Here is a 12,483-nt window from a genome sequence, read left to right as displayed (position 1 = left end):
ACTATGCATATTTTTGTTTGTTCTGGTCTTTTAATACTGTCGAATAGCTATAAAGAAGCCTTTCAAAAATAATATCCCATTTTTGGGAGAGTGCATATTTTCGTCCTTCCATTCCCATGCGATTACGGTTCCCGTCATTTTCAAGTAGCTGCAAAATCGCTTCTGTTATACCCCCACTATTACCAGGCTCACACAAATATCCAGTCATGCCTTCTTGAACAATATTCTGAACTCCTCCAGCTTTTACAGCAATTACAGGTGTACTACTGGCCATCGATTCAAGTATGACATTTCCAAAAGTTTCAGATGATGAAGGAAAGACAAAAATATCTGAGGCTGCGTATACCTCAGCCAAATCAGTTCCTCTTAAAAACCCAGTGAAAATCATATTTGTTGGAGCCTCTTCCTCCATCTTACTTCGTGAAGGTCCATCACCTACAATCACCCATTGAATTTGTTCACTCCACTGGGCTGGCAATGATTTCGCTACTTCAACAAGAATTTCTATGTTTTTTTCCGGCGCTAACCTCCCAACGTACGTTAGCATAAACTTTCTAGAAACGTGATGCTTTTTACGAACGGCAACTTTGTCATAATACGGATTAAACAACTCACTGTCTACCCCGTGAGTCCATATTTCTATTTGTCCAAACCCTTTATTCTCAAGTTGTTTTTTTGTCACGAGTGATGGAACATACAGCTTTTGAAACGGTCGATGAAACCATCTCATATAGGACCACAAAGGATTAGATAAAAATTGCAAGTCATAAAACTGTAGGTAATAATCAAAATCTGTATGATAGGAGCCTACAAGTGGAATATTTAACTTCTTTGCATAATGAACTCCACAAAATCCAATATTGAAAGGTGTCGCGACGTGTATAATATCCGGAGAGAACTTCTCTAATTCAGACCGAATTTGAGGCATATTGGGAAATGCAAGTCTACACTCTGGATATAAGAAAAATGACAAACTCTTAAATCGATGAATATGACTAGAAACATATTCATTCGAACCTGACATTGGAGCAAATACCTTAACATCAATGCCTTGTTCCTCTAGAAAATCCGTAAACCTCTTCAATGTTCGTGCAACACCGTTTACCTCTGGATAATAGGTATCTGTAAAGATCGCTATTTTCATAAGATCCCCCTTAAGGTAGATTCCATTATTTGTTGTAAGAAGATATAACTTAATAATCCTGTGATGGAACCTAGAATACCGCCAGCCATCACATCAGATGGATAATGCAAACCCAAAAAGATCCTCGACATACCTACACATAACCCAATCGGGAACAGTAATACAGCAAGGTAGGGTAGATATAAAACAAATGGAATAATAACCGAAAATATAGCAGTTGTATGTCCTGAAGGGAATGAATGATCTTTTAAAGCTTTTATAGGATACTTCGATTTTTCTACTATTAAATAAGGTCTTTTTCTAGGATAAATTTTCTTAATTACTTGTACAGGTATATGACTCAGCGCAAGAGAAAGCGCACTTGCAGTAGCCGTTATTCTTGATTGGTTCGTCGTCATAATCGCCAAAGCTAGACAAAGAATGATTGTAAAAGTAGCGCCACCAAGAAATGTAATTCTAGAAAAGAAAAAATGGAGCCATTTGTTCTCATAATGCTGGTTTACCTTTTGAAAAATTCGACAATCAGCATGATAGATTGAAAGAAAAAGCTTCATATGCATTAGCTCCTTTCAAGAAAAATCACAGTCTATTTATTAACGTATTCATTACTGTAGGTCTCCCAATTGAAATGTATAATAGTGGATATTTCTGTACCTCTTCTAGCGGATAGCAGTTTCTGCCGTCTATTATTTTTGGCTCCTTCATATATAAATGGTACATATTTAATGGAAACTGTTTAATTTGTTCCCAATCTGTTGTTATGATTGTAAGATCTGCGCCTTGAATGGCAGTAGTAATTTCATCCGTGTACTCTATGGTATTGCCAAACAGCTCTTTTGCACTTTTAATTGCAATAGGATCATATCCAATAACACTTGCCCCCTCCATTAGCAACTCTTTAATGATTGTAATGGAAGCTGCTTCCCTAATGTCATCTGTACCAGGTTTGAAGGATAGCCCCAGAACAGCTATCTTTCTTCCTTTTAAAGTACTGAGAATCTCTTTAGCTTTGTATACTGGGAATGATTTTTGACGATTATTGACTTTAATAACTGCTTCCAATAACTCAAAATGATGTCCCAAACTTCCTGAGGTATGCATTAACGCTCTTATATCTTTCGGGAAACAGGAACCTCCATATCCAATCCCTGCTTTTAGAAAATAGGGTCCAATTCGTTGATCCTTTCCAATTCCGTAGGTTATATCATCAATATTTGCCCCTACTTTTTCACACATTCTCGCAATCTCATTCACAAAGCTTATTTTCGTTGCAAGAAAGGCATTAGAGGCATATTTAATCATTTCGGCACTTTTTATATCCGTTTTGATGATTGGTATTTTTAGAGGCAAATAGATTTTTTCAATTACTGTTGCAATCTCGTCATTTTCAGCTCCAATCACAATGCGATCCCCATAAAAGAAATCAAATACCGCAGACCCTTCACGAAGGAATTCTGGGTTTGACACAACGTCAACCTGAAGGTGAGGAAGCTTCTTAGAATCGATGATTCGTTTTATTTTTTCATTAGTTCCCACTGGGACCGTGCTTTTTGTGGATATGATTACGTCATTCTCAATATGAACAGCAATTGTTTCTACTACTTCATACACATCGTCAAGATTTGCAGTACCATCCTCTTGCTGTGGCGTTCCGACTGCGATAAAAATCACTTCAGCATGAGTGTACGCATAACGTGGGTTCGTCGTGAAATATAGTCTCCCTTCAATCAGGTTTCTCTGTAACAATGGCTCCAACTCCGGTTCGTAAATAGGTGAAGTCCCTTCTTGCAGTTTCTCTACTTTCTCAGTTTGGATATCAATGCAAATTACTTCGTGACCAAGTTCTGCTAAACAAACACTTGTAACTAGCCCAACATACCCTGCACCTGCAACCGTAATTTTCATCTAACCCCTCCATACCCTTTTACAACATTTTATCGAAAAATTGCGATTATTTTCTTTAGCTAGAGTTAAGATATTGTAAAGTTTTGGTATAGAGCAAAAAAAGGAAGGGTTCTCCCCTTCCTCTAAATAGTTTCCTATTATTTGACTCCACGAAATCTATCTTTTTATAATCTCACAGACATTTCGTTTAGCCCTTTCCATTAAATTAACATTGAAGAAGAGTGTTTACTAACTAACCATCTTTTCCTCGGAGTACCATGTACGTTGGATATGGATAAGTCTTGCAGATAAACCAATACCAGCTGCAAGTAGCCCAAATGTCAGTCCAAGCCAATAGCCTGCTGCCCCAAGATCTGTAAAGTGGGCCAGTACCCATCCAGCAGGTAAACAGATGAGCCAATAGGCAATCAACGTCATAATGAATGCAATATTAACATCTTTATAGCCTCTGAGTGCTGCCTGAGCTGTTGCTTGAATCGCATCTGAGACCTGGAAGAACAAGGCGTAAATCAAGAACTGGGCAGTCAATGTGATAACAGCAGTCTCCGTTGAATACAGCCCCGCGACTTCATAACGAAAGATGATTACCAATAATCCAGTTATAAGTGCTATGAGCATTGATAGTCCAATCCCGAGCCAGCTATATATTTTTGCATCCCGATAACGCTTTGCTCCCACTTCAAACCCAACCAATACAGTTAAAGCCATTGAAACACTCACTGGTATCATATATAAGAATGAAACAATGTTCAGAGCCGATTGATAAGCAGCAACGGTTGTGACTGAGAATCTACTAATTAATATAGTGACAACTGCAAACATGCTTGTTTCAAAAAAGGTTGAAAGCCCCATCGGAATCCCAATTTTTAAGATTTCCTTACTTTCTTCAAAATTGAACCCACCAAGCCCTACAAAAATTTTATAGGATGAGAATGGCTCTTTTGTTCGAACAATATAGGCCGTAATTGCCACGATAATCCAGTAGGTAATTGAGGTAGCGATACCCGCTCCTCCTCCACCAAATGCAGGGAATCCCCAAGCTCCAAATATGAAAATATAATTTAAAATAAGATTAATAGGCACAGAGATTAATAAAATAAACATAACAACCCTTGTTATACCTAGAGCATAAATAAATGACCTCAATACATTAAAAATAAACAGTGGAAAGATACCAAAGCTTAGCCCTACTAAATAATCATATGCAGTCTTATGGACACTCTCAGGAAGGTTCATCATCATTAACAAAGGGTTTAATAGAACTGCTCCAGCTAAGATAACTACTAACCCAATGATGATACTTAAATAAATCCCACTTGAAACAACCGTCGATACGTCTTTGCCTCTCTTCTCCCCAAATCTCTGTGCAGCAATCGGGGAAACAGCCAATAAGATTGCACTAATACCTGTAAAAATGGGATTCCAAATCGACGAACCAATCGCAACCCCAGCTAGGTCAGAAGAATTAAACCTACCAGTCATAATCGTATTAAAAAATACCATAGAAAACATACTTAACTGCGTAATCAAGATAGGTACTAACATAACAAAAATTAATTTTATTTTCTCTCTAACCGTGTTTGTTTCATACATGATGCTATCCCCTTAGCCCAAATTCAACATAACCATAATTATATTCCATCTGCCATTGAAATGAACACTTTTTTAACGCTGTCTTTACATTATTTTCATATTTTAATTCCAAATTTTCTGTTATATTTAGAATAGTATAGAGAATTAGTTTCGGATGGAGGTCCTTATGTCTCGACTCACAGATTATTTACTAGTCATTTCATTTGACTGCCTATCATCACTAGATTTTCCCATTATAGAAAGGCTACCTAACTTTAAAAAGCTTCTAGAACGCGCATCTTATTGTCGGAATGTTGAAACCATCTACCCTTCTGTAACCTATCCATGCCATGCAACCATTGTTACAGGGAGATATCCCAAGAATCATGGGATAGTAAATAACACCCTTCTTCAGCCTGGTCGCCTGTCACCAGACTGGTATTGGCAAAGAAGGCATGTAAAAGGAACAACACTATATGATGAAGCTAAAAAAGCCGGTATGAAAACAGCTGCTCTTTTGTGGCCAGTTACAGCAAAATCTACGATTGATTACAATATGCCTGAGATTTTCGCAAATCGTTCATGGCAAAATCAGATCCTTGTTTCCTTATTAAATGGTAGTCCACTCTATCAGTTGGATATGAATCGTAAATTTGGGCATCTTCGGAACGGACTTAATCAGCCTGAACTTGATGATTTCGTCCTAGCGTCAACTGTTGAAACCATTAAAACAAGAAAACCAAATCTAATGCTCGTCCATTTTGTTGACTTAGATTCACAGCGTCATTATCATGGTTTTTCTTCTGATGAAGCTATGGCCGCTCTCCGACGTCACGATGAACGCCTGGGCAAAATTATAAATGCACTTAAAGAAAGTGGCATTTACGATAATACAACCATCATTGCATTAGGTGACCACAGCGCATTAGATGAGTCTAAAGCTGTAAAGCTAAATGTCCTTTTGAAAAAGTTGGGATTTATTACAGTCAACCATGATGGAAAAATAATAGATTGGAAGGCTTATTGCAAAAGCTGTGATGGGTCAGCATATATTTATATGAAGGATCCAAATGATACAGAATCACAGCAGCAGATAGAAGCACTACTAGAAGAACTTGTTAAGAATGAAGAAAACGGAGTTGAACGATTTCTAACAAGTAGCGAAGCGAGGGAAAAAGGTGCTGACGACAAAGCCACGTTCATGATTGAAGCTAAGCTTGGCTACTATTTCAAAGAGCATTTTGATGGTGAGTATATCGATGAGATCCAAATCGAAGATGTACGTGAAAAAAGATACACCTTTGCAAGCCACGGCTACTCACCTGAAAAAGAGAACTATACCACTGTATTCATTGCCTCTGGAAAGGGTATTCGTCCTAACATCGAGATTCCTTCTATGCACCTTGTAGACGAAGGCCCAACATTCGCAAGTCTACTCGGCCTTGATCTAGGAAAAACAGACGGCCGTGCTATTGAAGAGCTTCTAGACCTAGGGGTCAGTTCTTAAAGTTTTTGAAACTGATGATTTAACATATATTATCAGAGGGACCACTAGAGCCGTCCCTCTGGATACAAAAAATGATAGGGGGTTATGGGATGAAGGGGTTTTCGAAAGAAGAGTCGAGCTGGATGTATTATGACTGGGCGAATTCCGCCTATTCGATTATTATTACAACAGCTGTATTCCCAATATTTTATAAGGCTGCTGCGACAAACGCAGGTGTGGATGCTGCAGATTCCACAGCATATTTGGGCTACACGATTGCAATCTTTACATTTATTTTAGCCATGCTAGGGCCCATTCTAGGAACGATTGCAGATTACCGAGGCTACAAAAAGAAATTTTTCACCTTCTTCTTTACACTTGGAGTTTCTGCAACAGCACTATTAGCTTTTATCCCCAGTGATAATTGGTTGCTTTTATTAATTGTTTATACATTTGCAGCATTAGGCTCCACGGGAGCAAATATTTTCTATGATGCCTTTCTTGTCGATGTCACGTCCGAAGAAAAAATGGATCGCGTTTCTGCTCGGGGCTATGGCCTTGGTTATATCGGTAGTACAATCCCATTCCTACTTGCAATCGCAATTATCTTATTAGCACAGCAAGAAATACTACCAATATCAGCAACAGTTGCTAGCAAAATCGCATTTATCATTACCGCAGTTTGGTGGGGTCTTTTCTCCATCCCACTGTTTAAGAATGTACATCAGCGATACTACATCGAGCGTGAGCCAAATCCAATCATGAATAGTTTCAGAAGGTTGGGCAAAACCTTTAAGGAAATCAAAAAGTACCGTGCTGTATTTTTGTTCTTAGTTGCTTATTTCTTCTATATTGACGGTGTTGGTACTATTATTTCGATGTCGACTGCATACGGTACTGACCTTGGAATAAATGCTACAAGTCTCTTAATCGTATTATTTGTGACCCAAGTTGTGGCTGCACCATTCGCGATTCTTTATGGGAGATTGGCCCAGAAATTCACAGGTAAAAAAATGTTGTATGTTGGAATCTTTGTTTACATTATCGTTTGTATATACGCATTTTTCATGAAGACTACTCTTGATTTCTGGATCCTAGCAATGCTTGTTGCAACTTCACAGGGGGGGATTCAAGCATTGAGCCGTTCTTATTTTGCAAAGCTTGTCCCTAAGGAAAACGCAAATGAGTTCTTCGGTTTTTATAATATCTTTGGTAAATTCGCTTCCATTATGGGACCTTTATTAGTAGGAGCGACTGCACAAATAACAGGTCATTCCAATATGGGTGTCTTCAGCTTAGTTATCCTCTTCATTATTGGATTTATCGTGTTAACCCGTGTACCTGAACCAAGTAAAGCTAATTAAAGCATATCCACTTTCTCAATGGTATAATATAAAAAAAACTAAATGAGAAAGAGGCCAACTAATGAATAAGAAAGAACTGGAATACAAAATCCGCGAGCTAAAATTAGATTACGTCCGTCTTCAAAATGATTTAGAAAAACTCGATTCTGTAAATGGCAATATCTCACCACTTGAACGCCAAATCGCAGAAATCGAGGAAGAGATTAGCACATTATCTAGGAAACTTCGTGACATGTAAAAAAAGTTGCAACCTGAGTGTTGCAACTGCTTTTTTATTTAAATGCAATTGTTCCTACTATCGATGCCAAATGTACCTCATCGGCCCATAAAATAAAGTAATTATAGGTTGAACCCTCAATCTGCACAGGGACCGGATATCTAACTATTGCCGCTGCTTGTCGGCTCATTTCAGGTGGTTGGTCCGCAGACGGATAAATCAAGCAAGCCTCATGGTCACGTATTCTCGTGTAATAGATACGAGGTGATGATCCATAAGGCATCAATTGATGAAATGCCTCTCCTTTGCACACTTCATGAATATTATTTCCTCCAGCGATAGCTGAAATCTGGAAGAATCCATCTACCCCCTCATACCTTTCTGAATCTATCTGCTGCCAGTCTGCTGGATAAAAAAATTGAACTTTATACGAATCACTAATAAAGATGGCCCTTTTTGGGCGACTACCCCTTTTAGACCAACTCATATTTCCAATTTGAGCATCCTTCATTAGCAATACTGGAGTTCGATTATTTTGTACGTCCACCATCCACATCTCATTTGCAATCCCTTGTTCTGTACAACCAGATAAATAGGCGATTTTACGATTATCGGGTGACCAAGTAACAGGTGTTGCAAAACAAGATGATGTCGTTATCACCCTTTCATTTCCACCCCGTTTTCCAACTAATCGTATTTCATTATAATAACCACTTCCTTCTGCATATGCCGTTGCACTAAATGCAATATATTGGGAATTGGGCGACCAGGCTGGATAGTAATTTTTTGCTTGTTCCCCACCTCTTATTTCGTACAGATTACCCGATGACAAATCAACTGTTCGGACAAGTGAAATACTTGCTCCAGGCGTGGTATAAAGTGCAAATGTCCCATCTGGAGATAGTGATACTTCATTTAATGGGCTATCAGTCACATTTGAAACTTGTTTTCTCTCAAATCCATTTGTGGCAATGCGGAATAGTTGCTGATTACCAGAAGCGTCTAGACCTCGAAATAACAACTCCCTTCCATTCGGAAACCACTGAACTTGCGCGGCATCTGAGGCCGAAATACTTGTAGCACGGTGTGAAACAACATCATACATCATGATTTGATTTCGAGCTGTGTATGCAAGTGTCCGATGATTCGGTGACCAATCTAGAGTCTGATATCCACCTGGATTAATTTGATCAATTGCAGCAATTCTGCCAGTTGAAAGGTAAATCACATACACAATCCGATTTTTCCCTACAAAAGCAATCTTGCTATCATCGTCTGACCATACAGGCTTCGAAAGAGAGTCGGCTAGCCCGTACGTAAGCTGCATCCTGGTCCCATTTTGAACATCGAAAATCCATATGTCGTAATCCCCACCGCGACTTGTCGTATATGCAATGACGCCATTTGGTCGTACATTGAAATTCATTGACAAAACACATCACCTCTTTAACAGATGTCTTTTGCCTATTTTATTCATTTAACTGATATCGGTTCGACTATACTACTTTTTGTCTAATTTATTTTCCTACCTTTAGCATGAGAATAGTTTGTCCCTTCCAGCATAGAGTTATAGAAAAAGGAGGAAGGAAACTATGAATAAATCATTAACGACTATGAATCTCATACGTTATGTTGTTGCCTATGTATTTATTATTTCTGGGGCTGTCAAGCTCTTCACAAACGATTTACACTCTATGTGGATGACTTTACCAATACCCACACCGGATACGGTCATGTATGTTGTTGCAATCTTAGAAGTCGTATGCGGGATTCTTATCGCAATGAATAAGGAAGTTAAAAAAGCAGTAATTCCCCTACTTATTATTATGGTTTGTGCCATTCTATTAACTAAAATACCTGTCCTTCATACAGGATTGCTTCAGTTTGCTTTTGCCGCTAGGCTAGATTTTGTGTTATTGGTATTATTATACATCCTTTATAAATTTCACCATAAATAATTGTTAAATAATCCAAATATAGTAAACCCAAACAGATTGCAAGCGCAATCTGTTTGTTTTTTTAATAAAATAATACATAAAAGCCTTTCCAGTTATTTTAAGATTAAAAACCTTATAAAACATTTATCCTAATCAGAATTTTCATTTGTTTGACATTATAAAACTATTTAAATTATTATATTAACATACTATTTTGGAGGTTTTATTATGTCAGACTATAATAGACAGAAAATTGTGGACAGTGTTCCTCAAAAGGGTTTCTTCGGACATCCTAAAGGTCTATTCACTCTTTTCTTCACAGAGTTTTGGGAGAGATTCTCATATTACGGTATGAGAGCCATTCTATTATATTATATGTACTATGAAGTAACTGAAGGTGGTTTGGGTCTTCCTGAACATACAGCATTAGCTATCATGTCCATCTATGGATCACTTGTCTACATGTCGGGGATTATTGGGGGATGGTTAGCTGACCGAATTTTTGGTACTTCCAAGGCCGTGTTCTACGGTGGAATATTAATTATGCTTGGGCATATTGCACTTGCAATTCCTGGTAGCATTAGCTTGTTCTTTGTTTCCATGGTCCTCATTATCCTAGGTACCGGATTATTAAAACCGAATGTATCTAGTGTTGTTGGTGAGATCTACAGCGAAACAGATACACGTCGCGATGCAGGGTTTAGTATTTTCTATATGGGGATCAACCTTGGTGGTTTAATTGCTCCATTAATCGTTGGAGAAGTTGGCCTAAAGCATAACTTCCATTGGGGCTTTTCAATCGCTGCTGTTGGTATGTTCTTTGGTTTACTCATGTTTGTTTTCACAAAGAAAAAGAATCTTGGTCTTGCTGGAACAATCGTTCCAAACCCACTAGCACCTGGGGAGAAGAAAAAGGTATATACTCAAATTGGTATTGGTGCCGTAGTTCTTGCAATTCTAATAGCTGTTACAATAAATTTAGGTATTCTTACATTTGATTCATTCATTGCATTAGTTGGTATTCTTGGTTTCCTTATTCCAGCTATTTACTTTATCACCATGTATCGTAGTCCAAAAACAACTGACGTTGAGCGTTCAAGAATCTTAGCTTATATTCCTTTGTTCTTAGCTGCTGTTATGTTCTGGTCTATCCAAGAGCAAGGAGCAACCATACTAGCGAGCTATGCTGATAAACGTACTCAGTTAAATTTTGCAGGCTTTGAAATTTCACCTGCATGGTTCCAATCATTAAATCCATTATTTATTATCATCCTAGCGCCTGTGTTTGCATGGATGTGGATGAAGCTTGGTAACCGCCAACCATCTGTTCCAAAAAAGTTTTCACTTGCGTTGCTATTTGCTGGTCTTTCTTTCCTTGTAATCCTATTACCAGTATACTTTGGTGGACCTGATACATTAGTTAATCCATTATGGTTAGTTCTAAGTTATTTCATCGTAGTATTAGGTGAATTATTACTATCACCAGTTGGTCTTTCAGCTACAACAAAATTAGCACCTGCTGCATTTACAGCACAAATGATGAGCTTATGGATGCTATCAAACGCTGCTGCACAAGCTCTTAATGCACAGATTGTTAAATTCTATACACCTGAAACTGAAATGACCTATTTTGGGGTAATTGGTGGAGCTTCTATCGTTTTAGGTATTGTTCTCCTATTCGTATCACCAAAGATTCAAAAGTTCATGAAGGGTGTTAACTAAAAAAATGCCTGTCCATCGTGAACTGCCCCCTGTCAAGTAGACAGTGGAAATAATAAAAAGGTACTTAAACGGCTTTAGCTCTATATTCCATAGGGCTGAGGCCGTTTAGTCGTTTTTGATATCTATCATGATTATAGAAATGTATATACTGGTTTATAGCTCGAGACAATTCATCAAATGTCTCATATTTATGTAAATAGTACTTCTCACATTTGAGTGTTCCCCAAAAGGATTCCATTGGTCCATTATCAATGCATCTTCCTACTCTGGACATACTTAGTGTCATCTCTGCCTTGTCTATTCTACGTTTAAAGCCATGAGATGTGTATTGGAAACCACGGTCACTATGAATAAGTGGTTGGTCTCCATCCAACAACTTTATAGCTTGATAAAAGGTCTCGAAAACAAGTTTATTATTATTTGAATGCCCTAAAACATAACTAACAATAGACCCATCATATAAATCTTTAATGGCACTCAAATAAGCTTTCTTTGATGAACCATATTTAAATTCTGTTACATCTGTAACCCATTTCTTATTTGGTTTTTCTGCGGTAAATTCACGATTTAATACGTTTTCCGCCACATGTTGAGGATTAGAGTGCTTATGACGCTTCCTTTTTATTCGAATTACAGACTTTATTCCAGCCAGTTTCATTAGTCTGTAAAAGCGTTTGTGGTTGAATCGTTCATCTAGTTTTCTATTTATGGTCATCATCATTCTACGATAACCATAGATGCCTTCCACTTTTTCATGGATAGCTTTCATCTCTTTAATAATTACTTCATTCTGAAGTTCTCTTGCGGAAGGTGTACGCTTTAACCATTTATAGTAAGCTGCTCGTTATATACGAGCGATTTTACAAAGCATGATAATACTAAAATCTTCTTTCTCATGAAGTTCTTGAATTGCTAAATATGTATCTTCAAATCGGATTTCGCTTTCTAATTTTTTCAACTGAAGTTTGAAATTATCTTCTGGTGTTAATTCAGCTGCTTCCTTTTTCCTTCCACGCCCATCTTTAAGTGCTTCATCCCCAATAATTTCGTACTTCTTAACCCATTGGTATACTTGTTGATATGAGACCTTGAAGGTCTCGGCTGTTCTTCGAAAGTCTTTTCCGTTCCCCAAGCAA

At 37.8% G+C, this 12,483-nt stretch carries 10 protein-coding genes and 1 pseudogene; 5 read left to right on the top strand and 6 right to left on the bottom strand.

Going from position 1 to position 12,483, the window contains the following annotated elements; genetic code table 11:
* Position 1: 1 nt before the first annotated feature.
* From CZ490_RS21690 to CZ490_RS21675, 4 genes are all read right to left on the bottom strand, one after another.
* Entirely contained in the window at positions 2-1,144 is a 1,143-nt protein-coding gene (locus tag CZ490_RS21690) for a glycosyltransferase family 4 protein (RefSeq protein WP_077620812.1), read from the bottom strand.
* Positions 1,141-1,698, bottom strand: coding sequence for a phosphatase PAP2 family protein (locus CZ490_RS21685; protein WP_077620811.1), 558 nt, complete (start codon positions 1,696-1,698; stop codon positions 1,141-1,143). The genes CZ490_RS21690 and CZ490_RS21685 overlap by 4 nt, the downstream gene beginning before the upstream one ends.
* A gap of 25 nt (positions 1,699-1,723) precedes the next feature.
* Positions 1,724-3,049 carry a UDP-glucose dehydrogenase family protein gene (locus CZ490_RS21680; protein WP_077620810.1) on the bottom strand — a complete coding sequence of 442 codons (1,326 nt, stop codon included), beginning with the start codon at positions 3,047-3,049 and terminating at the stop codon, positions 1,724-1,726.
* Positions 3,050-3,277: 228 nt separating this feature from the next.
* Positions 3,278-4,642, bottom strand: coding sequence for an MATE family efflux transporter (locus CZ490_RS21675; RefSeq protein ID WP_077620809.1), 1,365 nt, complete (start codon positions 4,640-4,642; stop codon positions 3,278-3,280).
* A 166-nt stretch (positions 4,643-4,808) separates the two neighbouring features.
* On the opposite strand from CZ490_RS21675, the gene CZ490_RS21670 reads away from it, so the two are divergent.
* The 3 genes from CZ490_RS21670 to CZ490_RS22580 all read left to right on the top strand — a co-directional run bounded on the left by CZ490_RS21670 (position 4,809) and on the right by CZ490_RS22580 (position 7,709).
* Positions 4,809-6,128, top strand: coding sequence for an alkaline phosphatase family protein (locus CZ490_RS21670; protein ID WP_077620808.1), 1,320 nt, complete (start codon positions 4,809-4,811; stop codon positions 6,126-6,128).
* Between the two features lie 89 nt (positions 6,129-6,217).
* Positions 6,218-7,471 carry an MFS transporter gene (locus CZ490_RS21665; protein ID WP_077620807.1) on the top strand — a complete coding sequence of 418 codons (1,254 nt, stop codon included), beginning with the start codon at positions 6,218-6,220 and terminating at the stop codon, positions 7,469-7,471.
* A 61-nt stretch (positions 7,472-7,532) separates the two neighbouring features.
* Positions 7,533-7,709 (top strand): SE1832 family protein, encoded by a 177-nt coding sequence (locus CZ490_RS22580; RefSeq protein ID WP_200801616.1) that lies wholly within the window; start codon positions 7,533-7,535, stop codon positions 7,707-7,709.
* A gap of 34 nt (positions 7,710-7,743) precedes the next feature.
* Here CZ490_RS22580 and CZ490_RS21660 read toward each other — a convergent pair whose 3' ends face one another.
* The gene (locus CZ490_RS21660; protein ID WP_077621139.1) at positions 7,744-9,114 is read right to left on the bottom strand and encodes a TolB-like translocation protein; all 1,371 of its coding nucleotides are present in this window, start codon (positions 9,112-9,114) and stop codon (positions 7,744-7,746) included.
* A gap of 166 nt (positions 9,115-9,280) precedes the next feature.
* Here CZ490_RS21660 and CZ490_RS21655 point away from each other — a divergent pair, with 166 nt between their 5' ends.
* A complete protein-coding gene (locus tag CZ490_RS21655) occupies positions 9,281-9,646 on the top strand; it encodes a DoxX family protein (RefSeq protein WP_077620806.1) in 366 nt (121 codons plus the stop codon).
* 207 nt (positions 9,647-9,853) lie between these two features.
* Positions 9,854-11,347, top strand: coding sequence for a peptide MFS transporter (locus tag CZ490_RS21650; protein ID WP_077620805.1), 1,494 nt, complete (start codon positions 9,854-9,856; stop codon positions 11,345-11,347).
* A 64-nt stretch (positions 11,348-11,411) separates the two neighbouring features.
* Here CZ490_RS21650 and CZ490_RS21645 read toward each other — a convergent pair.
* Positions 11,412-12,483 (bottom strand): annotated as a pseudogene (locus CZ490_RS21645) (IS3 family transposase); the annotation flags it as partial.

It is taken from the genome of Litchfieldia sinesaloumensis (genome assembly GCF_900156865.1).
Lineage (GTDB): Bacteria > Bacillota > Bacilli > Bacillales > Bacillaceae_L > Ferdinandcohnia > Ferdinandcohnia sinesaloumensis.
Note: the sequence above shows the minus strand (reverse complement) of the source record. Positions and strands in the feature narration are given on the sequence as shown.